The organism is Enterobacter dykesii, from assembly GCF_008364625.2.
GTDB classification, from domain to species: domain Bacteria; phylum Pseudomonadota; class Gammaproteobacteria; order Enterobacterales; family Enterobacteriaceae; genus Enterobacter; species Enterobacter dykesii.
This window is the reverse complement of the sequence record NZ_CP126604.1, coordinates 4462742-4489285: the sequence shown is the minus strand read 5'-3', so window position 1 is coordinate 4489285 and position 26544 is coordinate 4462742. Positions and strand designations below refer to the sequence as shown.

26 protein-coding genes are annotated in these 26544 nt (G+C 54.2%); 13 read left to right on the top strand and 13 right to left on the bottom strand.

From position 1 onward, the window contains the following. Window positions 1-216: 216 nt before the first annotated feature. Window positions 217-2040 carry a ribosome-dependent GTPase TypA gene (gene typA, locus F0320_RS21445; protein WP_047624623.1) on the top strand — a complete coding sequence of 608 codons (1824 nt, stop codon included), beginning with the start codon at window positions 217-219 and terminating at the stop codon, window positions 2038-2040. A gap of 139 nt (window positions 2041-2179) precedes the next feature. Here the strand turns inward: typA and F0320_RS21440 are convergent, their stop codons facing one another. The 4 genes from F0320_RS21440 to F0320_RS21425 all read right to left on the bottom strand — a co-directional run bounded on the left by F0320_RS21440 (window position 2180) and on the right by F0320_RS21425 (window position 6696). After that, the gene (locus F0320_RS21440) at window positions 2180-4297 is read right to left on the bottom strand and encodes a peptidase domain-containing ABC transporter (RefSeq protein WP_126330958.1); all 2118 of its coding nucleotides are present in this window, start codon (window positions 4295-4297) and stop codon (window positions 2180-2182) included. Next, window positions 4290-5564: an HlyD family secretion protein gene (locus F0320_RS21435; RefSeq protein WP_126330960.1), complete on the bottom strand. Its 1275-nt coding sequence runs from the start codon at window positions 5562-5564 to the stop codon at window positions 4290-4292. Before F0320_RS21435 ends, F0320_RS21440 begins: the two co-directional genes overlap by 8 nt. 68 nt (window positions 5565-5632) lie before the next feature. Continuing rightward, window positions 5633-5917 carry a hypothetical protein gene (locus tag F0320_RS21430; RefSeq protein ID WP_126334599.1) on the bottom strand — a complete coding sequence of 95 codons (285 nt, stop codon included), beginning with the start codon at window positions 5915-5917 and terminating at the stop codon, window positions 5633-5635. A 2-nt stretch (window positions 5918-5919) separates the two neighbouring features. Beyond that, entirely contained in the window at window positions 5920-6696 is a 777-nt protein-coding gene (locus F0320_RS21425; RefSeq protein WP_126330963.1) for a hypothetical protein, read from the bottom strand. Between the two features lie 405 nt (window positions 6697-7101). Between F0320_RS21425 and yihX the strand changes: the two genes are divergently transcribed. Genes yihX through fabY form a run of 4 tightly spaced genes read left to right on the top strand, consistent with a single transcriptional unit; the run spans window position 7102 to window position 9996 of the window. Continuing rightward, complete coding sequence (yihX, locus tag F0320_RS21420; RefSeq protein WP_126330965.1) at window positions 7102-7701, top strand: glucose-1-phosphatase; 600 nt, start codon at window positions 7102-7104, stop codon at window positions 7699-7701. Beyond that, window positions 7695-8576: a virulence factor BrkB family protein gene (locus F0320_RS21415; protein WP_126330967.1), complete on the top strand. Its 882-nt coding sequence runs from the start codon at window positions 7695-7697 to the stop codon at window positions 8574-8576. Before yihX ends, F0320_RS21415 begins: the two co-directional genes overlap by 7 nt. Further along, window positions 8573-9010 (top strand): D-aminoacyl-tRNA deacylase, encoded by a 438-nt coding sequence (dtd, locus tag F0320_RS21410; RefSeq protein WP_008501836.1) that lies wholly within the window; start codon window positions 8573-8575, stop codon window positions 9008-9010. The genes F0320_RS21415 and dtd overlap by 4 nt, the downstream gene beginning before the upstream one ends. A 44-nt stretch (window positions 9011-9054) precedes the next feature. Further along, on the top strand, window positions 9055-9996 hold the full coding sequence (gene fabY, locus F0320_RS21405) for a fatty acid biosynthesis protein FabY (RefSeq protein ID WP_185807273.1): 942 nt from the start codon (window positions 9055-9057) through the stop codon (window positions 9994-9996). An 8-nt stretch (window positions 9997-10004) separates the two neighbouring features. Here the strand turns inward: fabY and F0320_RS21400 are convergent, their stop codons facing one another. Then, complete coding sequence (locus F0320_RS21400) at window positions 10005-10925, bottom strand: alpha/beta hydrolase (protein WP_126330971.1); 921 nt, start codon at window positions 10923-10925, stop codon at window positions 10005-10007. Window positions 10926-11123: 198 nt separating this feature from the next. On the opposite strand from F0320_RS21400, the gene F0320_RS21395 reads away from it, so the two are divergent. Both F0320_RS21395 and F0320_RS21390 read left to right on the top strand, forming a co-directional pair. Next, window positions 11124-11366 carry a CopG family transcriptional regulator gene (locus F0320_RS21395; protein WP_126330973.1) on the top strand — a complete coding sequence of 81 codons (243 nt, stop codon included), beginning with the start codon at window positions 11124-11126 and terminating at the stop codon, window positions 11364-11366. Window positions 11367-11368: 2 nt separating this feature from the next. Then, on the top strand, window positions 11369-11740 hold the full coding sequence (locus tag F0320_RS21390) for a type II toxin-antitoxin system VapC family toxin (protein WP_126330975.1): 372 nt from the start codon (window positions 11369-11371) through the stop codon (window positions 11738-11740). A 39-nt stretch (window positions 11741-11779) separates the two neighbouring features. On the opposite strand, the gene fdhE is transcribed toward F0320_RS21390, so the two are convergent. Genes fdhE through fdnG form a run of 4 tightly spaced genes read right to left on the bottom strand, consistent with a single transcriptional unit; the run spans window position 11780 to window position 17303 of the window. Continuing rightward, window positions 11780-12709 (bottom strand): formate dehydrogenase accessory protein FdhE, encoded by a 930-nt coding sequence (fdhE, locus tag F0320_RS21385; RefSeq protein WP_010436850.1) that lies wholly within the window; start codon window positions 12707-12709, stop codon window positions 11780-11782. Beyond that, on the bottom strand, window positions 12706-13341 hold the full coding sequence (gene fdoI / locus F0320_RS21380; RefSeq protein WP_008501832.1) for a formate dehydrogenase cytochrome b556 subunit: 636 nt from the start codon (window positions 13339-13341) through the stop codon (window positions 12706-12708). Before fdoI ends, fdhE begins: the two co-directional genes overlap by 4 nt. Further along, window positions 13338-14240 (bottom strand): formate dehydrogenase subunit beta, encoded by a 903-nt coding sequence (gene fdxH, locus F0320_RS21375; protein WP_008501831.1) that lies wholly within the window; start codon window positions 14238-14240, stop codon window positions 13338-13340. The genes fdoI and fdxH overlap by 4 nt, the downstream gene beginning before the upstream one ends. A 12-nt stretch (window positions 14241-14252) precedes the next feature. Then, window positions 14253-17303 carry a formate dehydrogenase-N subunit alpha gene (gene fdnG / locus F0320_RS21370; RefSeq protein WP_126330977.1) on the bottom strand — a complete coding sequence of 1017 codons (3051 nt, stop codon included), beginning with the start codon at window positions 17301-17303 and terminating at the stop codon, window positions 14253-14255. A gap of 372 nt (window positions 17304-17675) precedes the next feature. Between fdnG and fdhD the strand changes: the two genes are divergently transcribed. Both fdhD and F0320_RS21360 read left to right on the top strand, forming a co-directional pair. After that, window positions 17676-18512, top strand: coding sequence for a formate dehydrogenase accessory sulfurtransferase FdhD (gene fdhD, locus F0320_RS21365; protein ID WP_126330979.1), 837 nt, complete (start codon window positions 17676-17678; stop codon window positions 18510-18512). 114 nt (window positions 18513-18626) lie between these two features. After that, window positions 18627-18839 (top strand): DUF1471 domain-containing protein, encoded by a 213-nt coding sequence (locus tag F0320_RS21360; RefSeq protein WP_023309747.1) that lies wholly within the window; start codon window positions 18627-18629, stop codon window positions 18837-18839. A gap of 39 nt (window positions 18840-18878) precedes the next feature. On the opposite strand, the gene F0320_RS21355 is transcribed toward F0320_RS21360, so the two are convergent. Further along, on the bottom strand, window positions 18879-19202 hold the full coding sequence (locus F0320_RS21355) for an AzlD domain-containing protein (RefSeq protein ID WP_033146957.1): 324 nt from the start codon (window positions 19200-19202) through the stop codon (window positions 18879-18881). Next, window positions 19202-19861: an AzlC family ABC transporter permease gene (locus tag F0320_RS21350; RefSeq protein ID WP_045404237.1), complete on the bottom strand. Its 660-nt coding sequence runs from the start codon at window positions 19859-19861 to the stop codon at window positions 19202-19204. The genes F0320_RS21355 and F0320_RS21350 overlap by 1 nt, the downstream gene beginning before the upstream one ends. Window positions 19862-19963: 102 nt before the next feature. On the opposite strand from F0320_RS21350, the gene F0320_RS21345 reads away from it, so the two are divergent. The 4 genes from F0320_RS21345 (at window position 19964) to F0320_RS21330 (ending at window position 25075) form a co-directional block, all read left to right on the top strand. Continuing rightward, the gene (locus F0320_RS21345) at window positions 19964-20512 is read left to right on the top strand and encodes a helix-turn-helix domain-containing protein (protein ID WP_126330981.1); all 549 of its coding nucleotides are present in this window, start codon (window positions 19964-19966) and stop codon (window positions 20510-20512) included. 17 nt (window positions 20513-20529) lie between these two features. After that, window positions 20530-21525, top strand: coding sequence for a LacI family DNA-binding transcriptional regulator (locus F0320_RS21340; protein ID WP_047652986.1), 996 nt, complete (start codon window positions 20530-20532; stop codon window positions 21523-21525). 104 nt (window positions 21526-21629) lie between these two features. Further along, window positions 21630-23753, top strand: a complete 2124-nt coding sequence (locus tag F0320_RS21335; protein ID WP_126330983.1) for an alpha-galactosidase — start codon at window positions 21630-21632, stop codon at window positions 23751-23753. Window positions 23754-23797: 44 nt separating this feature from the next. Continuing rightward, complete coding sequence (locus tag F0320_RS21330) at window positions 23798-25075, top strand: MFS transporter (protein ID WP_023309741.1); 1278 nt, start codon at window positions 23798-23800, stop codon at window positions 25073-25075. Here the strand turns inward: F0320_RS21330 and rhaM are convergent. After that, window positions 25063-25377 (bottom strand): L-rhamnose mutarotase, encoded by a 315-nt coding sequence (gene rhaM, locus F0320_RS21325; RefSeq protein ID WP_126330985.1) that lies wholly within the window; start codon window positions 25375-25377, stop codon window positions 25063-25065. The two genes, F0320_RS21330 and rhaM, sit on opposite strands and share 13 nt — an antisense overlap. Further along, entirely contained in the window at window positions 25374-26522 is a 1149-nt protein-coding gene (gene fucO / locus F0320_RS21320) for a lactaldehyde reductase (RefSeq protein WP_063408696.1), read from the bottom strand. Before fucO ends, rhaM begins: the two co-directional genes overlap by 4 nt. Window positions 26523-26544 lie beyond the last annotated feature (22 nt).

Genomic DNA, 26544 nt, shown 5'->3' with positions numbered 1-26544 from the left:
CCACAATGGATTTGTTGCACCAGTATAGTGCTTTAATGTGAACATTGAGCACCATATTGGTGCAAATTACGTTAAAGTGCCCTTTTACCGCTCCGTGAAAGCGATCACAAAGCATCTCTGCAATACTTGTTTGCGGGGGATGTTTGTGATCCTGTTTTGTAGTGCGATTAATCCGTGTACAATAACGCGCTATTTCTAAATGCCTGAGGCAAAGTTGTGATCGAAAATTTGCGTAACATCGCCATCATCGCGCACGTTGACCATGGTAAAACTACCCTGGTCGACAAGCTGCTGCAGCAATCCGGTACGTTTGATGCGCGTGCCGAAACCCAAGAACGCGTGATGGACTCCAACGATTTGGAGAAAGAGCGTGGGATTACCATCCTCGCGAAAAACACCGCGATTAAATGGAATGACTACCGTATCAACATCGTTGATACCCCAGGGCACGCCGACTTCGGTGGTGAAGTTGAACGTGTAATGTCCATGGTAGACTCCGTTCTGCTGGTCGTTGACGCAATGGATGGCCCAATGCCACAGACGCGCTTCGTGACCAAAAAAGCTTTTGCCCATGGTCTGAAGCCAATCGTTGTTATCAACAAAGTTGACCGCCCTGGCGCGCGTCCTGACTGGGTTGTTGACCAGGTCTTCGACCTGTTCGTTAACCTCGACGCGACCGACGAGCAGTTGGACTTCCCTATCGTTTACGCCTCTGCGCTGAACGGTATCGCAGGTCTGGACCACGAAGACATGGCTGAAGACATGACCCCGCTGTATCAGGCGATTGTTGACCGTGTTCCTGCACCAAACGTCGATCTCGACGGCACCCTGCAGATGCAGATCTCTCAGCTCGACTACAACAACTACGTTGGCGTAATCGGCATTGGTCGTATCAAGCGCGGTAAAGTGAAGCCTAACCAGCAGGTTACTATCATCGATAGCGAAGGCAAAACCCGTAACGGTAAAGTCGGTAAAGTACTGACTCACCTGGGTCTTGAGCGTATCGAGAGCGACATCGCTGAAGCGGGCGACATCATCGCTATCACCGGTCTGGGTGAACTGAACATCTCCGACACCATCTGCGATCCGCAGAACGTCGAAGCGCTGCCAGCCCTGTCCGTTGATGAACCAACCGTATCCATGTTCTTCAACGTCAACACCTCTCCGTTCTGTGGTAAAGAAGGTAAATTCGTTACCTCTCGTCAGATCCTTGACCGCCTGAACAAAGAGCTGGTGCACAACGTTGCGCTGCGCGTTGAAGAAACCGAAGACGCTGATGCATTCCGCGTTTCTGGTCGTGGTGAGCTACACCTTTCTGTTCTGATCGAAAACATGCGTCGTGAAGGTTTCGAAATGGCGGTTTCCCGTCCGAAAGTAATCTTCCGCGAAATCGACGGCCGTAAACAAGAGCCGTTCGAAAACGTAACGCTGGACGTTGAAGAGCAGCACCAGGGTTCTGTGATGCAGGCTCTGGGTGAGCGTAAAGGCGACCTGAAAAACATGAATCCAGATGGCAAAGGCCGCGTACGTCTCGACTACGTGATCCCAAGCCGTGGCCTGATCGGCTTCCGTTCTGAGTTCATGACCATGACTTCCGGTACCGGTCTGCTGTACTCCACCTTCAGCCACTACGACGACGTGCGTCCGGGCGAAGTGGGCCAGCGTAACAACGGCGTGCTGATCTCCAACGGTCAGGGTAAAGCGGTTGCGTTTGCGCTGTTCGGTCTGCAGGATCGCGGTAAGCTGTTCCTGGGTCACGGTGCTGAAGTTTATGAAGGCCAGATCATCGGTATTCACAGTCGTTCTAACGACCTGACCGTAAACTGCCTGACCGGTAAGAAACTGACCAACATGCGTGCGTCCGGTACTGACGAAGCAACGGTTCTGGTTCCACCGATCAAGATGACTCTGGAGCAGGCTCTGGAATTCATCGATGATGACGAACTGGTCGAAGTGACTCCACAGTCAATTCGTATCCGTAAACGTCACCTGACCGAGAACGATCGTAAACGTGCTATGCGCGGTGCGAAAGAAGAGTAATACAGGTTAGCGTTAACGCTGTCCTGTATGTAAAAAGCCGCTGAGCGATCAGCGGCTTTTTTATTCGATTATCGCCAGAATTCTTCATTACCTGGGGCATTATGTCCGGAAGCTATCTCTTTCCTGCGAAATTCACGGATTAGCGTAACTCTGCTCCATTTATCACGAACACCCGATCTGCCGATGAAATCGTGGTTTCGCGATGCGCGATAATAATCCTTGTGATGTTCATCGCCTGTATAGACTGATTGACCTGACTCTCACTGGTTTTATCAAGGTGGCTGGTCGCCTCGTCCATGAATAAAATACCCGGTTTGCGGTATAATGCCCTGGCAATATAAATCCGCTGTTTTTGACCGCCGGACAACCCCTCCCCAAGTTCACCAATCAGTGTCTCGTAACCCATTGGTAGTTTTAAAATGTCATTATGAATATGGCTTGCGATGGCGCATTGCACCATCCACTGCTCGTCAATGTCAGGCCGAAAACCGGCGATATTCTCTTTGATAGAGCCTGAAAACAGCTTATCTTCCTGCATGATACAGGCAATGCGTTCAGCATAATGTTCAAAACCAAGTTGCTTAATATCAATGCCATTAATTCGGACGCAGCCGTTCGACGGTTCGAATAAACCGCACAACACTTTCATCAAGGTGCTTTTACCTGCACCCGATACGCCCGTAAAAGCAATACTCTCCCCGGCATGAATGGTCAGATTCAGTTTGCTGAAGATAGGGTCCGCATGGTTATCATAACGGTAGGCCAGATCCTGAGTTTCGAGCGTTAAGGCTCCGTGTGGTAAACGCAGCGGGCTGGTGGACTTTGAAGAAGATGCTTCCTGCAGCGCAATATCGGCAACGCGTTCATTATGTAAATTGATGATCTTCAGATGAATGATAAAGTTGATCAGGGCATTTATTCGGTCATAGAACTGACTTCTGAAGGTGTTAAACGCGATAAACATACCGATGGTTAAATGACTATCCATCATCAGCCTGCCGCTAACCCACAGGATAACAATTTGGTCGCAGGCGGCGATAAAAGAGACGACACCACCAAAGAAGAGATCCATTCGCGTCAAACGAATGCCGGTATTGACCTTATCTGAAAAAAGATTAAACCAGTTATCGATTCTCAGGTCAGTCATCCCCTGAATCTTAATCGTCGCGATACCGTACAGGGTTTCCATAAAATAAGAATTAAGACGTGCTTCCTTGATTAACTCTTCTTCGGATAACTGGCGATAGTATCGATAGGTAGCAAACCGAATGAAGGTGTATATTGAGGTAAAAGAGACCACTATCATGCTGAGCTGCAGGTTGTATAAAAACATCATTACCAGCAAACCCATGAGCATTAGCGTATCAATAATGCTACCAGTTAAACCTGTGGTAAAAGTGGCCCGTATCACATCAAGCGAGTGGAAACGAGACTGAATGTCCCCCAGTTTGCGTCTTTCAAAATAAGTGGTCGGTAGCTTAATAAGGTGAGAAAAGAGGCTAAAACTCCACTGGACGTCGATGAGTGTTCCCAGTATCAGCGTGGTCCAGGAGCGTATGACACTGACCGTCAAACGTAACAGAATCAGAATAAATAGCCCAAGACAGATGATATTAAGTAAACCGTAATCTCCGGATGCAATGACATTATCCGTGACTAATTGTGTCCCCACAGGCAACAGCAGGCTGATCAACTCAATCACCAGCGATAAGAAAAATATCTTCGTCAGTGATGTTATCAGTCCATTGATATTCTTTAATAACGTGGTGGCTTTTAATCTGTTTTGCTTTTTTTGAACTGAGAAAGTGGTTCCCGGCCATACCTCAAGCACAACACCAGTAAAATGTTGGGACAATTCGGGCATGCTAATCACCCGTCGTCCAAACGCAGGGTCGTGGATCACCGCGCCGTTCTTATCGACCTTAATCAGTACGACAAAATGGTTAAAATCCCAATGCAATATGCAGGGCTTGCGTACATCATGTAATTCCTGAAGGTCCACGGACAATGCGCGTGACGACATCTCCAGTTGACTGGCAATTGCTTTTATCGCATGGAGGTTGACCCCACGTGATGACAAATTAAATTGTTGCCGGAGTTGCAGTAGATCGACCTGCTTGCCATAAAAACTGCATATCATTGAAAGACAGGCCAGGCCACATTCGGACGCTTCAGTTTGAAAGACAACTGGGATGCGTTTAAATATCCTCAGATCCAACTTGCGCAGCAGCGTCTCAAGTGTATAAAGATTATTCATTACCCGCATCCGTTACGCTCATTTTCATTTCGTAAAAGGGCGATAATAACCACTCATAGATATGTCTCTTTTCAAGGAAAAGAGAAATCTGCGCTTTGGCTCCCTGGCTCAGTGAGAGTTGTTTTCCATGAACTTGCACAGACTGTAGGTCAGGTTTGATCATGATTTTGTACCAGGACTTTTTATCGTCATAGAATTCATGTGCGATGGTCTGCTTTGACAGGAGTTCTGGCTTCGATGCCGGAAGCCTGGATATTGCTGATATTGATGCCCTGAACTGACCAAATTTTTCATAAGGAAAGGCGTCGTAACTGACATTAACGCGCTGGCCAATCGCCAGATAAGGAAGAACTTCATCCGGAACCCAGGTTTCGAGATAGCATGGTGAATGTATATTCTGTTGAACTCGCGCCAGTACATCGCCTGCGCCGATCATCTTACCTTGCGCCGTATTGATGGAGTCGATTAAGCCATCGACTGTTGCCTCGATGACATAATTACCTTCCGCTTCTGCATTTAACTTTTCTTTTTGCAATTCGTATATCTGTTGCTCAAGCTGGTAAATCTGGTGGTCATAATCAGCGCTCTGGGACTGGATTTGCTGATTGAGCGCATCGATCTGAACCTGGTCCTGTGATTTTCTGGCGACCAGGTCAGACACATTGCTCTGCTGTTGATAGAGTAGTGCGTTTTGGCTACTCATCTGGTCTTTGGTGACCAGACCTTTTTCCTGATAACGACGGTAATCGTTAACGTTTTTCTCAATCTGATGCAGTTCCCGCTCAGCCTGCACTAGTAACCTAGATGAGGTATTAAAACTGGACTGATAATGATCTTTTTGAGTGGTCAGCGCGTTGAGCGTACGTTTTTTCGAAGAGTTCAAATTTGCCATCATTACACTGATACTATTTATCTGTAGCGCGATCTCCTTTTTTTTATTCTCATCAACCAGGCCTGATTGCGTCGATACACCCGAATGAATGAGAAAGAGAGCGTCACCTTTTTTTACGCGATCGCCTTCATTAACAAAACTCTGCACGACTGTACCCTGCATTGATGCTGAGATATTCACTGAGCCTGGGAAAGTGGTTATCTCACCGTGAACGATTACGCGTCGGGTATAGGAACCTTTGGTAATAAAAATAGAAATGGAAGCAATAAAAAAAAAGCTGAGCAATATGATAAAAGCAAAAGGGATGCCCGGCAGAAGAACGGCTCTCCCTTCCCACCGGGTTCTTTGATGTTCAATAGCTTCCTTGCGAAACATATCTGGCCTCTTGCAGGGTGGAAATAGCCGCTAAATATCAGCGGCTATGAGTTATAATGATTCAGGAATTAATGTCTACCGTGATCATTACCCTGGCGGCCACCGCCACTTTTCGAACCACCATTACCTTTTGATGAACCACCGCTTTTACCACCAACGTTAACCGAGCAACCGCCGCTAAAGGATGTGCTTTCAGAGTGAGAACCATCTTTGTTAGTGGTGCTGGTGTGAGAATAGCTGCCATTACAACCAGCACTACCGCCACCGAACATCCCACCAATCGCACTACCGATAGAACCCCACATTCCTGCACCGCTGACGTTACTTAATTCGCTATCATTGAGTTCACGCATTATTAATGTTCCTTGCAATAGTGAGCAAAAGGTATACCCATAATATCCATAGACTTTTTCCATACCATTTCACCATCCGTGAATGAAATGTTTTTTACGCCAAAACGCGTAAAATCCTTTTCGCTGTACGTCGACAGACCTGTGTCTGGATCACCAATATTTTCTTTTTGCCCGCAAAGTGGCATCATCCATGACACATTTATATCTTTGTAGAATTCTTTATCCGTTTTTCTTAATTCTGAGAAAATGCGATCTGTTATTGTTGTGTCTGTATTGATTTCTCCGTTAACCGTAGTTGTTAACTTATTGTCATCAGAATTAGGCGACCCATGGAAGCCAATAATGGAACCATAGTTGATGATTTTATTTTTTGCCGCTGGGAAAAGATAGTTAGCACACGAAGAAAGGCATAATCGCCTCACCTCAATGTTAATTTCTTTATCATGAATAACTTGTGCTATTTTGATTGCAGTTTCGACATCGCCGCCACCACTGTTTATCGATATCGTTCTGACAGGGATAAGGTTTTTTCTGATAAGCCCCACAATGATTTTGTCATCATCTTTGGATATGTTACCGTCGATATATAACGTATCAAAAACGAGGTGGGTTGAAAGTTTTGGTTCAAGCCCTTGCTTCACAATCAGTTGGCTAGAGAGTTGATATAAAATATCTCTGCTGGCTTTTTTAAATCGGTAGGCATTGTATGAATACATAGCGAAAGCGCAGAGTAAAGCTATTAAAACGGCACTGAGGACGTATCCCTTTTTAATCTTCACGAAAGTGCAGCTCCATGTGTAAAGTAATGTAAACTTATCATTATAAAAAAGAAGATAAATAGAGTGTTTGTATCAAAATGTAAATTTAAGTAAAGTAAGCTTGTTGCGATTTCGAGCAAAGCCGCGCGAAATGGGATTGCCATGGCAAAAATGGGGGAATATGGTGATGAGAAAAAATTATACGGAAGCGTTTTTCGATAGTTTTTTGCAGAATGAACTAAAACCTATATCTTCGCAAAGTCGAACTTAAATAAAACTTATCCCTGCCTATCGCCCAAAAGCCAATATCATCTTCCTGGCTAAATTTTTGTTCTTCATACTGCTCCCTCTAAGCTGAATCTCGTGCATAGCTAAACTTTATCTTTCCCGCTACAGTTACCTCTCCACGGCGAGCAGGAGATAAACATGCTTTATATCTTTGATTTAGGAAACGTCATCGTCGATATCGATTTTAATCGCGTGTTGGGTGCATGGAGCGATTTTAGCCGCGTGCCGCTGGCGACCTTAAAGCAGAATTTCGCGATGGGCGAGACTTTTCACCAGCATGAACGCGGCGAAATCAGCGATGAAGAGTTTGCTGAACGTTTCTGCCAGGAGATGGGGCTTTCGTTAAGCTACGAGCAGTTTTCCCACGGCTGGCAGGCGGTATTTGTGGCGGTTCGCCCTGAGGTGATCGACATCATGCACAAACTGCGCGAGCAGGGCCATCGGGTCGTTGTGCTATCAAATACCAACCGTCTGCACACCACATTCTGGCCTGAAGAATACCCTGAAGTTAAGGCGGCGGCGGATAAGATCTACCTCTCGCAGGAGATGGGGATGCGTAAGCCTGAAGCGCGAATTTATCAGGCTGTTCTGCAGTCAGAAGGATTCACCGCGGCCGATGCGGTCTTTTTCGATGACAACGCCGATAATATAGAGGGAGCTAACCAGTTGGGTATTACGTCAATTCTGGTGACCGGAAAAGAGACGATACCTGACTACTTTGCGAAGCAGCTATGCTAAAAACCGTTCATCAAAAAGCCACGCACCATACTCGCCCCCTGAGGGCCTGGCTGAAACTGCTCTGGCACCGGATTGATGAGGACAATATGACCACGCTGGCGGGTAACCTCGCCTACGTGTCGCTGCTCTCATTGGTACCGCTGGTGGCGGTCATCTTTGCCCTGTTTTCCGCGTTTCCGATGTTTGCGGACGTCAGCCTGCAGCTTCGCCATTTTGTCTTCGCGAATTTCATTCCTGCAACCGGGGATGTCATCCAGAACTATATTGAGCAGTTTGTCGCCAACTCCAGCAAGATGACAGCAGTGGGTGCCTGCGGCCTCATCGTCACGGCGCTGCTTTTGATGTATTCCATCGACAGTGCCCTCAACACCATCTGGCGAAGCAAAAAAATCCGTCCTAAGGTTTACTCCTTTGCCGTGTACTGGATGATTTTGACCCTCGGTCCACTGCTGGCGGGGGCTAGCCTGGCGATCAGTTCCTATCTTCTTTCTCTGCGCTGGGCGAGCGATTTAAACGGCGTGATTGATAATGTGCTTCGCATTTTTCCGCTGATCCTGTCATGGCTCTCGTTCTGGCTGCTCTATAGCGTGGTGCCGACCACGCGCGTGCCTAACCGTGATGCGGTTGTGGGGGCGCTGGTGGCGGCGTTGCTTTTTGAGCTCGGTAAAAAAGGGTTTGCCCTCTATATCACCATGTTTCCGTCCTATCAACTGATTTACGGCGTGCTGGCGGTGATCCCCATTTTGTTTGTCTGGGTCTACTGGACCTGGTGTATCGTCTTGCTTGGTGCGGAAATAACTGTCACTCTCGGCGTATACCGCGAACTCAAAAAAGCAGCAGAAGCTGAAAAACAACAAGAAGCAGACCAACCATGATTGCATTGATACAGCGCGTAACCCGTGCCAGCGTCACCGTGGAGGGAGAGGTGACGGGTGAAATTGGCCCAGGACTTTTGGTGTTGTTAGGTGTCGAAAAGGATGACGACGAACAAAAAGCCAACCGCTTGTGTGAGCGCGTGCTGGGCTACCGTATTTTCAGCGATGCGGAAGGCAAGATGAACCTGAACGTCCAGCAGGCGGGCGGCAGCGTGCTGGTGGTTTCCCAGTTTACGCTGGCTGCGGATACCGAGCGCGGCATGCGTCCGAGCTTCTCCAAAGGCGCCGCGCCGGATCGTGCAGAAGCACTTTACGAGTACTTTGTTGAGCGTTGTCGCCAGCAGGAAATGAATACGCAAACCGGACGATTCGCTGCAGATATGCAGGTGTCGCTGGTGAACGATGGCCCCGTCACATTCTGGCTCCAGGTATGAGCCAACTGGCGGCGTGGCCGCGGGTAACCAGAGAGAGTACAGCTATGTATCACCTTAGAGTACCGCAAACGGAAGAAGAGTTAGACGCTTATTACCAGTTCCGCTGGGAAATGCTGCGCAAGCCATTACATCAACCAAAAGGGTCTGAACGCGACGCCTGGGACGCAATGGCGCACCATCAAATGGTGGTGGATGAAGAGGGTAACCTCGTCGCCGTTGGGCGACTGTATATCAATGCCGACAATGAAGCCTCTATTCGCTTTATGGCGGTTCACCCGTCAGTGCAGGATAAAGGGCTCGGCACCCTGATGGCGATGACGCTGGAGTCCGTCGCCCGTCAGGAAGGCGTTAAGCGCGTCACCTGTAGCGCCCGTGAAGACGCCGTCGAGTTCTTTGCCAAGCTCGGTTTTGTTAACCAGGGCGAAATTACCGCCCCGCAGACCACGCCGATTCGCCACTTTTTGATGATTAAACCCATTGCCACGCTGGATGACATTCTGCATCGTGCGGACTGGTGCGGTCAGCTGCAGCAGGCGTGGTATGAGCACATTCCGCTCAGTGAAAAAATGGGCGTGCGCATTCAGCAGTACACCGGGCAGAAATTCATTACCACCATGCCGGAAACCGGCAACCAAAATCCACATCACACCCTGTTTGCAGGCAGCCTGTTCTCACTGGCTACGCTCACTGGCTGGGGGCTGATCTGGCTCATGCTGCGCGAGCGTCACCTGGGCGGCACCATTATTCTTGCTGATGCACATATTCGCTACAGCGCCCCCATCAGCGGCAAGCCGAGCGCGGTGGCCGATCTCGGTGCACTGGGTGGCGATCTTGACCGTCTGGCGCGAGGCCGCAAAGCGCGCGTACAGATGCAGGTTGAGCTGTTTGGCGATGAAACGGCGGGCGCGGTGTTTGAAGGTACCTACATTGTTCTGCCAGTGAAGCCCTTCGGCGCGTATGAAGAGGGTGGGAACGAGGAGGAATAATCTCCTGTTCACGCTCCCCGGGCGTGCTGAATCCGCCCGGCGACATCCCGCACAACGTCTCGCGCTGACTGGCTAACCCCGCCAAGCTGAAAGAAGCCATGGATGACGCCCAGCCAGCGCTGAGCGGTACACTTCACACCCTGCTCCGTCAGATGCTGGAACAACATTTCGCCCTCATCGCAGAGCGGATCGTACTCTGCGGTAATAATGTGCACAGGCGGAAGACCGTAAAAATCATCGCGCCACAGCGGGCTCGCTTCGGGGTGCTGGCGGTCGGTGTCGGCGAGGTACATTTCATATCCGCTGAGCAGGGTATCGCGGGTGATAATGTAATCCGTGCCATTGAGGGCATAGCTTTCAAAACTGGCGGTGGCGTCGAGCATGGGGTAGATAAGAATAAGCTGTGCAGGTTTCCATCGCCCTTTCGCGTTGAGCCGCAATGACGTTACCAGCGCAAGATGTCCCCCCGCGCTGTCTCCGCAAAGGGTGATCCGGTTTTTATCCACGCCCAGTTTTTCCGCATATTGCCAGACCAGATCTGCACCTCTTTCCGCATCGTCATGTGCGGCGGGGAAAGTATGCTCCGGCGCCAGCCTGTACTGAATCGCAATCATCCGGCAATTGCCGTAGCAGGCTAACTGTCGAAGTTGATTGTCATGGGTATCAAAGCCGCCGCTGATAAAGCATCCGCCGTGGTAGTAGATGGCTGCAGGCAATAGTTCAGGCGCATTGAGAGGTGAATATAACCGAATGGTTAGACCCTCAAGAACAAGCGTCTCTATCTGTACGCGCGTTTCGGTCTCCCCGGCAAGCCCCGTGCTGGCAATATAGCCTGCTCGTCGCACCTCAATGCTCTGGCGACGTGACCAGGGCCTACCTGCAGCGATAAACCCCTGAACCAGCTGTGCAATACCCTGTTCCAGCGCCATGAAAATTCCCTTTTACTGTATGGATGAACAGTTTTATAGCCTGGTTTGATTCAAAAGAAAACAAGAATATTGTTGAGGACAACAATCTGGAAAGCGCCTCGCAAATGGAAGGCAAACTATTGGCTGGGACTTTAACCCTACAGAGAGAAAGTGTATGTTGCCTTGAAAATAGACAATGGTGATATACTAAGGTGATATATGAGTCTTTCCGCGGATTTTGATATGGGCAGAATTCTGATCGATTTGTCTGATGACGTAATTCAACGACTGGATAATCTGAAGCAGCTGCGTAACCGGCCTCGTGCCGAATTGCTTCGGGAAGCCATTGAGCAATATCTCGACCAGCAGAGTTCATCGGTTATCCGCGATGCGCTTGGCTTGTGGGGAAACCAGCAGGAAGATGGGGTTGAGTATGAACGCAAGCTGCGTGAGGAGTGGTAATCATGGAACACATGGCGGTGTTCGATACCAATATACTCATTGATCTTTTTAATAATCGCGTTGAGGCTGCGGATGCAATTGATCGCACGGCTTCGCATCGAGCCATTAGCCTGATCACATGGATGGAAGTCATGGTGGGGGCCCGCAAACATGGTCACGAAGCGAAAACTGCGACAGTGATGGGCGTATTTGAGATTATTGATATCACCCGAGATATCGCTGAAAGAAGTGTAATTCTGCGCGAGAAGCATGGAATGAAACTGCCTGATGCTATCATTCTGGCCACAGCTCAGAGCAGAAATTGTCCGTTGATTTCTCGAAACACGAAAGACTTTTCGGGCATTACTGAAGTCGTTTCACCTTACCAGCTGTAGGCCGGGCAAGCTTGCGCCGCCCGGCACTCTCACAGGAGATTACTCCCCTTCACCCGGGAACAGGAACGGGTTGATCGAGCTGCGGGCAAAGCCCTCCTGCTCCATCTTCGCGTCCAGAATCAGCGAGGCGAGATCGTCTGCCACGGCTTCGACTTTCGGGTCTTTTTCCTGATACAGAATCTTCAGGTAAGTGCCGCAGTCGCCGCAGCTTTCGGCTTTCACTGCCGCTTCTTCATTTTCCAGCGACCAGTAGTTCAGATCGCGGGTCTGCTCGCAGTTGCTGCACTTGATGCGCACCACGTGCCACTCGGTTTCACACAGGTTGCAGTGCAGGTAGCGCAGCCCCTGCGTGGTGCCGATTTGCACCATGCTGGAGACCGGCATGGAGCCGCAGACCGGGCAGAACTGGCGCGCCTCGCCGTATTCGGCGCGGGCTTTGCCGGGGATCAGGCTTGCCATTTGCGCCCAGTAGAGCGACAGCGCAGCCCAGATAAACGGCGCTTTATCGCTGCTCACCAGCGAGAAGTCGGAGGCAAACAGCGCGCTCGCCATCTCTTCCAGTTCCAGGTCAGAGGCTTTTTCCAGATTCTCAATGACCGCCAGCGCGGTGCCGCTCATCTCTGGCTTCAGCTCTGCAATGAGCGAATGCAGCAGCTTTTGCCAGTGCTTGTCGCGCGGCAGGACGTGAATGTCCAGCGGCGGCTTGCCCTGCGCGTTGGCTTCTTTGATGCGCGCGGTCAGATCCATTTGCAGCGGGTGGTCGTACAGCACCACTTCCTGCGCGTGGGCAACCAGCGCGGCAAAGCGCAGAAAATCGCCCAGCGGGTTGTTCTCTGCCAGCTCGCGCAGACGCTCTGCGCGGCGGTTGTAGAGGTTCTTGAGTCTGGGGAATAACAACGGCGGAATATAATCCGCCGTGCGTTTCTCGCTCGACCCCAGCTCATCTTGCGGGATTATGCGAATACTCATTCAGATGACTTTTCCTGTTTCTGGCGGACTTCACGGTACCAGCGCGGGTGATGTTTCTTCGCCCACGTGCTGGTTACCCATCCTTCCACCATCGCGGTAATGGTGCCTTTCACCCAAAGGGCGGCGTAGATATGCACCATGATAACCACAATTAACGCCACTGCGGCAAATGAATGCAGCATCAGCGCGAATCGGATCACCGGGATTGAGAAAGCAGGCGCAAAGTACGGACGCCAGATGATCACGCCGCTCACCAGCAACAGGACCAGGAAGATAATCGCCGCCCAGAATACGCATTTCTGGCCGAAGTTATAACGCCCGGTATCACCCACTTCCTCGTTGACGACGATCTTACGAATATTCTTCGCCCAAAAGATATCATCCCGATTGATTAGGTTATGGTGCCAGTAGCGGAAAAACATGATGATGAACGACGCGAACATGATGACGCCCACAAACGGGTGCAGGATGCGCGCCAGCTGTGGTGTCCCCATGATCTGCATCAGCCAGTTGAAGGACGGGAAGAAGAACCCCAGCCCGCTTATCGCCGCCAGCATGAAGCAGAAGGCGGTGACCCAGTGGTTGATGCGTTCCGGCGCGGTGTAGCGCACGATGGTGTCACGTTTTCTCATTTGCGCACCTCGTCTTTCTCTTCATGCAGGTTGTCGTCTTCCTCTTCCGCGCGGTTCGGACCGACGCCGACGTAGTGGAAGATGCTCGCTGCGAAGGTGGCAGCAAAACCGACCGCTGCCAGCGGTTTCCAGATACCTTTCCAGAACTTCACGGTGGCGCTGATTTCCGGGTTCTCCGGCAGACCGTGATACAGATTCGGCTTGTCGGCGTGGTGTAGCACGTACATCACGTGCGTGCCGCCAACCCCGGCCGGATCGTACAGGCCCGCGTTGTCGTAACCACGGGTTTTCAGCTCGCCCACGCGCTCTGCTGCCAGCGTTTTCATATCCTCTTTGGAGCCAAAGTGGATTGCGCCGGTTGGGCAGGTCTTCACGCACGCTGGCTCCTGGCCGACGGTGACGCGGTCAACGCACAGCGTGCATTTGTAGACGCGGTTGTCTTCCGGGTTCAGGCGCGGCACGTCGAACGGGCAGCCGGCGATGCAGTAGCCGCAGCCGATGCACTGTTCGGACTGGAAGTCGACGATACCGTTGGCATACTGAATGATAGCCCCTTCTGACGGACATGCTTTCAGGCAGCCAGGATCCGCACAGTGCATACAGCCGTCTTTGCGGATAAGCCATTCCAGCTTGTCGTTCTGCTCAACTTCCGAGAAACGCATCACCGTCCAGGACTTGGCGGTCAGGTCCGCCGGGTTGTCGTACACCCCGACGTTGTGACCCACTTCGTCACGCAGGTCGTTCCACTCAGAACAGGCCACCTGGCAGGCTTTACAGCCGATACAGGTGGTCACGTCGATAAGCTTCGCCACTTCCTGCTGGTGGTCCCGCGCCTGAGGCGCGGGCGTGAAACCGTTAGTCGCGGAACGACGGATAATGTCTTGAGATTGATAAGCCATAAGTCGTCTCCGTTACACCTTTTCCACGTTCACGAGGAAGGCCTTAAACTCCGGCGTCTGCGTGTTCGCATCGCCGACGAACGGCGTCAGGGTATTCGCAATGAACCCTTTCTTCGCCACGCCCTCATAGCCCCAGTGGATCGGAATACCGATGGTATCCACCTGCTGACCGTGAACGTTCAGCGTGCGAATACGCTTGGTCACCACCGCCTTGGCCTTGATATAGCCACGGTTAGAGGAGACCTTCACGGTATCGCCATGGGCAATGCCGAGCTTGCCCGCCAGCTTCTCGCCGATCTCCACAAACTGTTCCGGCTGCGCGATGGCGTTAAGCAGCGCGTGCTTGGTCCAGTAGTGGAAGTGCTCGGTCAGACGGTAGGTGGTGCCCACGTACGGGAACTTGTCCTTTTTACCCAGCGCTTCAAAATCGCCCTTGAAGATACGGGCTGCCGGGTTAGAGACCACGTTCGGGTGCAGCGGGTTGGTACCCAGCGGCGTCTCAAACGGCTCGTAGTGTTCCGGGAACGGACCTTCCGCCATCTTATCGATAGCAAACAGACGTCCCATCCCTTCAGGCTGCATGATAAACGGCCCAACGTCGCTGCCCGGTGCGGCAGTGCTGTAGTCTGGAATATCCACGCCGCCCCATTTCGCGCCGTCCCACTTCAGAAGCTGACGCTTCGGATCCCACGGGTTGCCCTGCGGGTCAGCGGATGCGCGGTTATAGAGAATGCGGCGGTTGAGCGGCCACGCCCATGCCCAGCCCAGCGTATTGCCCAGGCCCGACGGGTCGGCGTTATCGCGGTTGGCCATCTGGTTGCCTTTCGGCGTCCAGCTACCGGCAAAGATCCAGCAACCGCTTGACGTGGTACCGTCATCGCGCAGGTGCGCGAAGGTGCTGAGCTGATCGCCTTTCTTCGCCAGCACGGTACCGGTGGCCGGATCGATAACGTCCGCCAGCGCCTTACCGTTGCTCTCCATCGCCACTTCTTCCGGCGCTGGATTTTCCGGCGTCGAGTAGTTCCAGGTCATGTTCAGCACCGGCTCAGGGTTCGCGCCGCCTTCTTCCGCATACATCTTACGCAGGCGTAAGAAGATGCCGGCCAGGATCTCGCCGTCGTTCATGGCGATGCCCGGGGCGTCAGCGCCTTTCCAGTGCCACTGCAGCCAGCGTCCGGAGTTGACGATAGAACCGTTCTCTTCCGCGAAGCAGGTCGACGGCAGACGGAACACTTCGGTCTGAATCTTCGACGGATCGACGTCGTTCGATTCACCGTGGTTCTGCCAGAAGGTCGAGGTCTCGGTATTGAGAGGGTCAATCGTCACCAGGAACTTCAGTTTCGACAGCGACTCAACAACCTTGTTCTTGTTCGGGAACGAGGCCACCGGGTTAAAGCCCTGGCACAGATAGCCGTTCACTTTGCCCTGGTGCATCATCTCGAAATACTGCAGAACGTCGTAACCTTTGTCCCACTTCGGCAGCCAGTCAAAGCCCCAGCTGTTTTCAGCCGTCGCTTTGTCCCCGAAGAAGGCTTTCATCATCGAGACGAAGAACTTCGGATAGTTGCCCCAGTAGTTGACCTGGCCTTCGAGCAGCGGTTTAGGCGTGCTGGCCGTCAGGTAGGTTTGCAGGTCGGTCTGTTTCTCGCTCGGCAGGGTCATGTAACCCGGCAGGCTTTGAGACAGCAGACCGAGGTCGGTCAGACCCTGAATGTTGGAGTGACCGCGCAGGGCGTTCACGCCGCCGCCTGCCATCCCCATGTTGCCGAGCAGGAGCTGAACCATCGCCATGGTACGGATGTTCTGCGCACCGATGGAGTGCTGCGTCCAGCCGAGGGCGTACAGGAACGACGCGGTTTTATCTTTCGCGCTGGTTTCGGCGATAAGCTCGCACACCTTCAGGAAGTCTGCCTTCGGCGTACCGCAGATGTTTTCAACCACCTCCGGCGTGTAGCGGGAAACGTGCTCTTTCAGCAGGTTCCACACGCAGCGCGGGTGTTGCAGAGTGGTATCGCGCTTCGCAAAGCCTTTCTCATCCAGCTCGTAGTTCCAGCTGGTTTTATCGTATTTGCGTTTTTCGGCGTCGTAACCGCTGAACAGGCCATCTTCGAAGTGGTAATCCTCACGCACGATCAGGCTGGCGTTGGTATAAGCTTCGGTGTATTCGCGGTTATATTTTTCGTTGGTCATCAGGTACAGCAATACGCCTGACAGGAAAGTGATGTCAGTACCTGAACGAATAGGGGTGTAGAAATCCGCCACTGACGCAGTTCGCGTAAAGCGGGGATCGATCACAATCAGTTTCGCACCGTTGTGGATTTTGGCTTCCATCGCCCAGCGGAACCCGACAGGGTGCGCTTCAGCGGCGTTACCGCCCATCACCACAATGAGGTTGGCGTTTTTGATGTCGACCCAGTGGTTGGTCATCGCACCGCGACCAAATGTTGGAGCAAGACTTGCTACCGTTGGTCCGTGTCAGACACGCGCCTGGTTGTCGACCGCGAGCATACCGAGTGCACGCGTAAATTTCTGGGTTAAATAACCGGTTTCGTTGCTGGAAGCAGAGGCACACAGCATCCCGGTGGAGAGCCAGCGGTTGACCGTGACGCCGTCGGCGTTCTTCTCAACAAAGTTGGCATCGCGGTCTTCTTTAATGTGTTTTGCGATGCGGTCGAACGCTTCTTCCCAGCTAATTTGCTGCCATTTGTCGGAGCCAGGCGCGCGATATTCAGGGAATTTGAGGCGGCTTTCGGAGTGGATGAAGTCCACCAGACCGGCCCCTTTCGGGCACAATGCGCCGCGGTTGACCGGATGATCCGGGTCGCCTTCGATATGGAAAATAGACGCTTTGGCGTTTTTAGCACCGTCGCCGAGGCTATACATCAACAGCCCGCAACCGACAGAGCAGTACGTACAGGTATTACGGGTTTCACGGGTGCGCAGCAGTTTATACTGCCGCGTTTCCGCCAGCGCTACGCCGGGCGCAAAGCCCAGTGCCGCTGCCGTGGTGCCTGCCATACCGCCAGCGCAGATCTTAAAGAACTGCCTTCTGCTGACCTGCATGGGTCACTCCTTGTTTCGACATTGCTTACATATGTAGTTTTGACTTCGCGGCTGAAGAATGGCCGCAAAGGAAAAAAATTTGCGTTAATCCCTCAATTCCACGAGGGGTATCATCAGAATACCACAATGTCGGTACGCCTGTTCCAATGGCGTTAATACAAAGTGAACGTATTATCACCATGTTGATTATAAAGTGTGATATCGATCACATTAACAGCTCTGCATGTTAAAGCGGTGTAGCGGGTGTCAGGTTGCACCCCTCCCAATTGAGTAAGAGAATGGTTGTCGAAAAGTTGATCCATACTATGCGTAAAGCCTGTACTTTATGATGCAATAGCAGGCTCACCTCCGTGGTTGTTCAGGAATACCGCTGTGTCTAAACAAAACCGTGCTCCCCACTCGTCACCACTGCCTGCGGGCATTGTGGAACTGTCGGTACACAGACCGCCCCACCTAACCCATGCCACGCCCGATTTTCTGGCGGAAGAGGTGCCCGTTGCGCTCGTTTACAACGGTATCTCGCACGTGGTGATGATGGCTTCACCGAAAGATCTCGAGCTGTTCGCCATCGGTTTTTCCCTGTCGGAAGGCATCATTGACCATCCGCATGAGATCTACGGCATGGACGTGGTGCAGGCCTGCAACGGCCTTGAAGTGCAAATCGAACTCTCCAGCCGCCGCTTTATGGGGCTGAAAGAGCGCCGCCGCGCGCTGGCCGGGCGTACCGGCTGCGGCGTCTGTGGCGTTGAGCAGCTCAATGATATTGGTAAACCCGTTGCGCCACTGCCGTTTACTCAGACCTTTGATCTGGCTCACCTCGACCATGCGCTCGAGCACCTGAACGATGTACAGCCCATCGGTCAGCTGAGCGGCTGCACGCACGCGGCGGCATGGGTGTTGCCGTCGGGCGATATTGCCGGTGGACACGAGGACGTGGGCCGCCACGTGGCGCTGGACAAGCTGCTCGGTCGCCGGGCGCGTGAAAGTGACGCGTGGAAGCAGGGGGCGGCACTCGTTTCCAGCCGCGCCAGCTATGAGATGGTGCAAAAATCCGCGATGTGCGGGGTGGAAATTCTGTTCGCGGTGTCGGCGGCGACCACGCTGGCAGTTGAGGTGGCGGAGCGCTGCAACCTGACGCTGGTGGGCTTCTGCAAGCCGGGAAGGGCGACCGTTTATACCCATCCTCAGCGATTAATAGTTGATCAATAATTTTGAATGATAATAGCAAATCCTTCCGCTTTTAGTTGTTCGAGATGAGGTCTAGTATTTATCTCATCAAGGCACGGTGCCTTACCTAAACAACTTAATGAAAGGGTTTATATTATGAAAAGCATCAAAACTTTTGTCGCTGTAATCGCTCTGGCTACTTCTTTCGGTTCTTTCGCTGCTCAGACCGTGACCGCAACCGCGTCAACTATTGATGGAGCAGAAGCGAAAATCGCGGCTCAGGCTCAGGAAGCCGGCGCGTCATCTTACAAAATTACCCAGGCGTTCTCAGGTAACCGCGTACACATGACTGCTGAACTGACTAAATAAGCTGTCACACCGTCGAAAGAGCGCCCCCGGGGCGCTTTTTTAGTTTATGCCCGCCACGCGCAGCAGCGCGGTTACCACCGCCGCCGCCACGATCACTACAATCAACGGCATCTTCCGCCAGGCTAAAAACACCGCAAACGCCACGCCCAGCACGCGCGCCATGCCCGCGAAGTGGTCACCTTCATAAAACGTGGTCGCCAGCGCCACGGAGAACAGTAATACCGTTGCCGCATCTGACAGCAGCGCCTGTGAACGTTCTGACAATGCCAGCCTGCTGCCAAGTTTCGCCCCGCCAAGACGCATCAGATACGTTCCCGCAGACAAAATGGCGATACCGAGAATAAAAAACGTCATATTTCCCATTATTTTTTCCTCGCAGCAAGACCCAGTAAGGAAAGCAGCACCGGTAATCCCACCGGGGCAAACGGCACGGCGGCCAGTGACAGCGCGGCTCCGCTGCAGGCACGGATCAGCGTGGTGCGGTTTTTAAACGCGGGCACCACCAGCGCCAGCAGTATCGCAGGGAATACCGCATCCAGCCCGATGGTCTCCGGGTCCGGCAGCAGCTTGCCGACCATGGCGCCCAGCAGGGCCCCCAGCGGCCAGATAATCGCCACGCCTAAGCCGCAGAGCCAGTAGGCCGCCTTACGCTGTTCGGGCGTTTTTTGCGACAGGCCAAACACCACGCTTTCGTCATTCATGATGTGGCAGCCCAACAGGCTCAGACCACGTTTTCCGACCAGCTCACGCACCGTCACGCCAAACGGCACGTGCCGCGCGTTGACCAGCAACCCCGCGGCTGCGGCCGCCAGCGGGTTACCGCCGCTTGCCACGATGCCAATAAACATAAATTCTGACGCGCCCGCGAGTACGGTAATGGAGAGTACAAACGGTACCCAGACCGGGAAACCGTAGGCCATCGCCAGGGAGCCGTATGACATCCCGACCACGCCGACCGCGAGGCAGACCAGGATGATTGCTTTTATGGTGTCGCCTTTCAGGCAAGAGAGATGATGCTTCATACAATTTTAGCCATATCGAACGTGTATCCATTATAATGAACGCAACGAAACTGATTTTCAAGCCGAACGATTCGTTCGTTTTATAGAACAAGAGGCCGTTATATGACGCAGCCAATCAGCCTGATCGCAAAAAGTCTGGTGCGGGAACGCCTGCGAACCGGGCTTTCACTGGCGGAAATTGCCCGCCGTGCCGGGATCGCTAAATCCACCCTTTCCCAGCTGGAGTCCGGCAACGGTAACCCTAGCCTGGAAACGCTGTGGTCGCTGTGCGTGGCGCTGGATATACCTTTCGCCCGCTTGCTTGAGCCGCAGTTGCCGACCACGCAGGTGATTCGCCGTGGTGAAGGGACGAAAGTGGTTGCCGGACAGGCCAATTATGAAGCCATTTTGCTGGCGGCATGCCCTCCCGGCGCGCGCCGCGATGTCTATCTTCTGATGACCCAGCCGGGCGCAGACCGTATTTCCCAGCCGCATCCGCCGGGCTCGGTTGAGCATATTATTGTGACGCAGGGGCGGGCTCTGGTCGGCCTGCTCGAGGCGGCAGAAGAACTCGGCGCAGGAGATTACATTTGTTATCCCGCCGACCAGCCGCATATCTTCAAGGCCCTGGAGCCAGACACTTACGCGCTGCTGGTGGCGGAACAAAACTAACGAAGATAAGGAAAATCATGTCGCTTAAAGCCATTGCCAAAGAACTGGGGCTCTCTGTTACCACCGTCAGCCGCGCCCTCAACGGATATGACGACGTTTCTGACGAGACGCGCGCTCGCGTTGAAGCGGAAGCCCAGCGACGCGGCTATCGGCCTAACACCTTCGCCCGTCGCCTGAAGATGGGCAAAATTGACGCCGTCGGGCTGGTGTTTCCCGTACATCCTGTTCCGCTTAATAACAGCGTATTTATGGACATGGTCGGCGAAATTAGCCACGAACTGGCGCGACATGAGATCGACTTATTGCTCATCGCCGACGACGATCTGGCGGATAAGCACAGCTATATGCGCATGGTGCAAAGCCGCCGCGTGGACGCGCTGATTGTGGCCCACACGCTGGATCGCGATCCGCGACTTGAGCAGCTGCAGGCGGCCGGATTCCCCTTCCTGGCGCTTGGGCGCAGCCAGCTCCCGCAGCCGTACGCATGGTTCGACTTCGACAACTATGCCGGTACGTACAATGCTACCCGCTGGCTGATCGGGAAAGGCCATCAGCGCATTGCCCTACTGGGCGAAAGCAACAATCAGGCATTCATCACCCAGCGTCGTCAGGGCTATCTGGACGCGTTGCGGGAAGCCGGGCTTTCCAGCGAATGGCTGCGCGCGATGCCGCCTTCGCGCCGCGTGGGGTATGCCACCACGAAAGAACTGCTTGCCCTGCCGCAGCCGCCCACTGCCATCATCACCGACTGTAACACCCACGGCGACGGCGCGGCGATGGCGCTGGCGCAGCTGGGGCGTTTATCCGGGGACAACGCCGTCTCGCTGGTGGTCTATGATGGCCTGCCGCAGGACAGCATCGTCGATATTGACGTGGCGTCGGTGATCCAGTCCACCCGCCAGGGCGTCGGGAAACAGATTGCCGATATGGTGCGCCAGCTGATTAACGGCGACGATATTGAACAGCTTCAGGTGCTCTGGCAGCCCGAATTCTCTCCCGGCCAGACGGCCTGAATCTCTCCATTTTCTAAAGTCGATCACAAAACCGAAACGTTTTGGTTTGTATCCGAAACGTTTCGGATCAACACTCAGATCATCCCGATGACAGGAGATATCTGATGCAAGATTCCGTTTTACGACTTGAAAGCAATACGGTAGACGTGGTGATCAAAACCCATCCGTTCGCCGAAATTCTCTACTGGGGGCCGCACCTTCAGCACTTTTCGCCGCAGGATGTTGCTACGCTCGCGCGTCCCGTTGCCAACGGCAGGCTTGACGTCGACTCCCCGGTCACGCTGATGGCCGAGCTGGGGCATGGCCTGTTTGGCTCGCCTGGCATTGAGGGGCATCGCCAGGGGCTGGACGGTTCCCCGGTGTTCAAAACCACGCAGGTGCAGCAGGGCGTTAACACCCTGACGATTACCGCCGAAGATGAATGCGCGGGACTGCGCCTGACCAGCGAGCTGACGCTGGATGCCAGCGGCGTGCTGGTGGTTCGTCACGGTTTAACGAACCTGAAAGCGATCCCCTGGCAGGTAGACCGTTTTGCCGTCACGCTGCCGGTGGCCGAGCGCGCGCAGGAGGTAATGGCCTTCCACGGTCGCTGGATCAGGGAGTTTCAGCCGCACCGCGTAAAGCTTGAACATGACAGCTTCGTGATTGAAAACCGTCGGGGTAAAACCTCCCACGAGCACTTCCCGGCGCTGATTGCCGGTACGCCGTCGTTCAGCGAAATGCAGGGCGACGTCTGGGGCGTGCATCTGGGCTGGAGCGGTAATCACCGCCTGCGCGCGGAAGCGAAAACCGACGGTCGTCGCTATCTCCAGGCCGAAGCGCTCTACCTGCCGGGTGAAATGGTGGTTGAGGAGGGCGATACGCTCTGGACGCCGCGCCTGTATGCCAGCTACTCCACGCAGGGCCTGAACGGCATGAGCCAGCCGTTCCACCGCTACCTGCGCAATAACGTCATCCGCTTCCCGGAAAACAAACCGCGCCCGGTGCACCTCAATACTTGGGAAGGGATCTACTTCAACCACGATCCGGAGTACATCAAGCGCATGGCCGACGAGGCTGCCGCGCTGGGCGTGGAGCGCTTCATCATCGATGACGGCTGGTTCAAAGGCCGCAATGACGACTATGCCGCGCTGGGCGACTGGTATCTCGACGAGAAAAAATACCCGAATGGCCTGACGCCGGTGATCGACCACGTCAAACGGCTGGGCATGGAGTTTGGCATCTGGGTTGAGCCGGAGATGATCAACCCGGATTCAGATTTGTACCGCGCACATCCTGACTGGGTACTGGCGCTGCCGGGCTATCCCCAGGCGACCGGGCGACACCAGCTGGTCCTCAATCTCAACATCCCTGAGGCCTTTGATTACCTGGTGGAGCGCATGAGCTGGCTGCTGGGCGAACATGCGGTCGACTACGTGAAGTGGGACATGAACCGCGAGCTGGTGCAGCCTGGACACAACGGTAAAGCCGCCGCCGACGCCCAGACCCGCCAGTTTTACCGCCTGCTGGACGTGCTGGGCGAGCGCTTCCCGCATATTGAGTTTGAATCCTGCTCCTCCGGCGGCGGTCGCATTGATTATGAGGTACTGACCCGCAGCCACCGTTTCTGGGCGTCCGACAACAACGACGCGCTGGAGCGCAGCACCATCCAGCGCGGCATGAGCTACTTCTTCCCGCCGGAGGTGATGGGCGCGCATATCGGTCATCATCAATGCCACGCCACCTTCCGCCAGCATAGCATCCAGTTTCGCGGGCTAACGGCCCTGTTTGGCCATATGGGGCTGGAGCTGGATCCGCTCACCGTGGACGAACAGGAGCGCGAAGGCTATCGCCATTACGCCGCGCTGCACAAGCAGTGGCGCGACGTCATTCATCACGGCACCCAGTGGCGAATTGATATGCCGGACGCCACCACGCTGGCGCAGGGGATTGTGAGCGAAGACAAGACGCAGGGGCTGTTTATGGTCAGCCAGCTCGCGATGCCGGACTACAGCCTGATGATGCCGCTGCGCATGGCGGGGCTGGAGGCCAGCGCGCGGTACCGCGTCACGCTGCTCGATCACCCGAATATTCAGATTACGGGCGAGGGAGGGCACACCATGCGCAAGCTACCGGCATGGATGGAAACGCCGCAAACGGTGAGCGGCGAGTGGCTGATGCAGGCGGGCATTGCGCTGCCGATTCTGGATCCGGAAACCGCCATTCTGATTGGCGTTGAACGCGTGTAAGGGTGATGGGCCGGGCAGCCGGCCCTCCGTTGAGGATAAAAATAATGAACACAACAACCTGTACCCACAAAGACAACCCTAACTTCTGGATCTTTGGGCTGTTCTTCTTTCTCTACTTCTTCATCATGGCCACCTGCTTTCCGTTCCTGCCGATTTGGCTGTCGGACATCATCGGCCTGAATAAAACCCATACCGGGATTGTCTTCTCCTGCATCTCGCTGTCGGCTATCGCCTTCCAGCCGGTGCTTGGCGTGATCTCGGACAAGCTGGGGCTGAAAAAACACCTGCTGTGGATCATCTCCGTGCTGCTGTTCCTGTTTGCCCCTTTCTTCCTCTACGTCTTTGCGCCGTTGCTGAAAGCCAACATCTGGCTGGGCGCGCTGAGCGGTGGCCTGTATATCGGCTTTGTCTTTTCGGCGGGCTCGGGGGCAATTGAGGCCTACATTGAACGCGTGAGCCGTAACAGTTTCTTTGAATACGGTAAGGCGCGCATGTTTGGCTGCCTCGGCTGGGGGCTATGCGCCTCCACGGGCGGGATCCTGTTTGGCATCGATCCGTCATATGTTTTCTGGATGGGGTCTGCGGCGGCGCTGCTGTTGATGCTGTTGCTGGTGGTCGCGAAGCCAAAACCCAACCAGACGGCGCAGGTGATGAATGCGCTGGGTGCCAACCAGCCGCAGATCACTGCGAAAACGGTCTTTAGCCTGTTCCGTCAGCGCAGGATGTGGATGTTTATTCTGTACGTGATTGGCGTAGCCTGCGTCTACGACGTATTTGACCAGCAGTTTGCCACTTTCTTCAAAACGTTCTTCGCCACGCCGCAGGAAGGTACTCGCGCCTTTGGTTTCGCTACCACGGCGGGGGAAATCTGCAACGCGATCATCATGTTTTGTTCGCCGTGGATCATTAACCGCATCGGCGCGAAAAACACGCTGCTGATCGCCGGGGTGATTATGGCGACGCGCATTATCGGCTCATCGTTCGCCACCACAGCCGTGGAGGTGATTGCCCTGAAGATGCTGCACGCGCTGGAGGTGCCGTTCCTGCTGGTGGGGGCATTCAAGTACATCACCGGGGTGTTTGATACCCGACTGTCAGCGACTATCTATCTGATCGGCTTCCAGTTCGCCAAGCAGTCGGCGGCCATTTTCCTCTCCGCTTTTGCCGGGAATATGTATGACCGGATCGGCTTCCAGGAGACGTATCTGATGCTGGGCTGTTTCGTGCTGGCGATTACGGTAGTGTCGGCGTTTACGCTGAGCAGCAGGCAGGAGATAGCCGCTGCCGCGGGTGCGGCAGCGTTAACCGGTCAGTCCAGGTAAAACACCTCTTCCAGCCCGGTACTCACCGGGCTGTTGTCCGGGTTCGACGGCATTACATCCCGCATGTGTTTCCACCAGCGCTGGCAGACGTCAGTACTCGCGACCGCGTTCCAGCGCTCCTCCGAATCAATCTCCACGATGGCAAAGAGCAGGCTGCGTTCTCTGTCGAGATAGATAGCGTAGCGGTGCGCACCGTGGTCTTTCAGTACCGCTTCCAGCTCGGGCCAGATGGGGTTGTGGCGACGCGCGTACTCCTTATGCGCGTCCGGGTTAACCTGCATAACAAAGGCTTTGCGGATCATAATGCCTCCAGATACAGCTCGCGAACCTCGTTGCGGCTGGCGGTGCGCGGATTGCATGGCGCGCACGGGTCGGCGAGAGCTTTATCCAGCCAGCCTTCAATATCGGCTTTGGTCACGCCGAGCTGGCTGAAGCCGGAAGGGATGCCGACGCGAGCGCTCAGGTCGCGAATCGCCTGAATGGCGGACATGCTGGCGGCTTCAACGCTCATGCCGCGAGTATCGATGCCCATCGCCTGCGCCACGCGGGCGAAGCGGGCAACTGCGTTCGGGCGGTTAAAGCTTTCAACGATCGGCAGCAGGATGGCGTTGCACACGCCGTGCGGCAGGTTGTGCGTCGCGCCCGGCTGGTGCGCCAGGGCATGCACAAGGCCGAGACCCGCACTGTTAAACGCCATGCCCGCCAGATACTGACCAAACGCCATCTGCTCGCGCGCCTCAAGATTATGACCGTCTTCGACCGCTTCCGGCAGCCAGAGGTTGATCAGGCGGATTGCCTCCAGCGCGTTGGCATCGGTCAGCGGGTGCGCGCCAACGGACACGTAGGCTTCTATGGCGTGGGTTAACGCGTCCATCCCCGTTGCGGCGGTCACGGAGGCGGGAATATCCAGCATGACGCTGGCATCGTCCACGGCGATGTCCGGGATGATGTTCGGGTCAATAATCACCTCTTTCACCTGGCGCGCGGAATCAATAATTACCGCATTGCTGGTCATCTCCGCCGCCGTGCCTGCGGTGGTGTTGATCGCCACCAGCGGCACGCCCGCGTTTTTCACCTTGCCGACGCCGGCATAATCGGTGGACGGACCGGGGTTGGCGGTGAGGATTTTAATCGCCTTGGCGGTATCAATCGGGCTGCCGCCGCCGAAGGCGATCACGTAATCACACTCCGCGTCCCGGTATGCCGCAAATCCTTTTTGCACCAGCGCTTCCGTCGGGTTCGGGAACACCTCGTCGAACAGGTGATACGACATCTGATGGGCGTCAAGCGCGGCAAAAAGGCTGTCGAGCAGGCCCAGCTTTACCAGCTGGCCGTCGGTGACAATCAGCGCTTTTCCCCACTGCTTGTTCGCCACCAGGTTAACCATATCGCCAATAGCGCCGGCGCCGTGAAGGCTGATTTTTGGAAGTGCCAACATAAAGCTCATGATAATTCTCCTTAACTATCGC

Excerpts from the sequence above, each read along its gene's own strand:
- F0320_RS21440 (WP_126330958.1), bottom strand. The coding sequence starts at position 4,297 with ATGAATAATCTTTATACACTTGAGACGCTGCTGCGCAAGTTGGATCTG.
- F0320_RS21435 (WP_126330960.1), bottom strand. The coding sequence starts at position 5,564 with ATGTTTCGCAAGGAAGCTATTGAACATCAAAGAACCCGGTGGGAAGGG.
- F0320_RS21430 (WP_126334599.1), bottom strand. The coding sequence starts at position 5,917 with ATGCGTGAACTCAATGATAGCGAATTAAGTAACGTCAGCGGTGCAGGA.
- yihX (WP_126330965.1), top strand. The coding sequence starts at position 7,102 with ATGCTTTATATCTTTGATTTAGGAAACGTCATCGTCGATATCGATTTT.
- F0320_RS21415 (WP_126330967.1), top strand. The coding sequence starts at position 7,695 with ATGCTAAAAACCGTTCATCAAAAAGCCACGCACCATACTCGCCCCCTG.
- dtd (WP_008501836.1), top strand. The coding sequence starts at position 8,573 with ATGATTGCATTGATACAGCGCGTAACCCGTGCCAGCGTCACCGTGGAG.
- fabY (WP_185807273.1), top strand. The coding sequence starts at position 9,055 with ATGTATCACCTTAGAGTACCGCAAACGGAAGAAGAGTTAGACGCTTAT.
- F0320_RS21400 (WP_126330971.1), bottom strand. The coding sequence starts at position 10,925 with ATGGCGCTGGAACAGGGTATTGCACAGCTGGTTCAGGGGTTTATCGCT.
- F0320_RS21395 (WP_126330973.1), top strand. The coding sequence starts at position 11,124 with ATGAGTCTTTCCGCGGATTTTGATATGGGCAGAATTCTGATCGATTTG.
- F0320_RS21390 (WP_126330975.1), top strand. The coding sequence starts at position 11,369 with ATGGAACACATGGCGGTGTTCGATACCAATATACTCATTGATCTTTTT.
- fdhE (WP_010436850.1), bottom strand. The coding sequence starts at position 12,709 with ATGAGTATTCGCATAATCCCGCAAGATGAGCTGGGGTCGAGCGAGAAA.
- fdoI (WP_008501832.1), bottom strand. The coding sequence starts at position 13,341 with ATGAGAAAACGTGACACCATCGTGCGCTACACCGCGCCGGAACGCATC.
- fdxH (WP_008501831.1), bottom strand. The coding sequence starts at position 14,240 with ATGGCTTATCAATCTCAAGACATTATCCGTCGTTCCGCGACTAACGGT.
- F0320_RS21360 (WP_023309747.1), top strand. The coding sequence starts at position 18,627 with ATGAAAAGCATCAAAACTTTTGTCGCTGTAATCGCTCTGGCTACTTCT.
- F0320_RS21355 (WP_033146957.1), bottom strand. The coding sequence starts at position 19,202 with ATGGGAAATATGACGTTTTTTATTCTCGGTATCGCCATTTTGTCTGCG.
- F0320_RS21350 (WP_045404237.1), bottom strand. The coding sequence starts at position 19,861 with ATGAAGCATCATCTCTCTTGCCTGAAAGGCGACACCATAAAAGCAATC.
- F0320_RS21345 (WP_126330981.1), top strand. The coding sequence starts at position 19,964 with ATGACGCAGCCAATCAGCCTGATCGCAAAAAGTCTGGTGCGGGAACGC.
- F0320_RS21340 (WP_047652986.1), top strand. The coding sequence starts at position 20,530 with ATGTCGCTTAAAGCCATTGCCAAAGAACTGGGGCTCTCTGTTACCACC.
- F0320_RS21335 (WP_126330983.1), top strand. The coding sequence starts at position 21,630 with ATGCAAGATTCCGTTTTACGACTTGAAAGCAATACGGTAGACGTGGTG.
- F0320_RS21330 (WP_023309741.1), top strand. The coding sequence starts at position 23,798 with ATGAACACAACAACCTGTACCCACAAAGACAACCCTAACTTCTGGATC.
- rhaM (WP_126330985.1), bottom strand. The coding sequence starts at position 25,377 with ATGATCCGCAAAGCCTTTGTTATGCAGGTTAACCCGGACGCGCATAAG.
- fucO (WP_063408696.1), bottom strand. The coding sequence starts at position 26,522 with ATGAGCTTTATGTTGGCACTTCCAAAAATCAGCCTTCACGGCGCCGGC.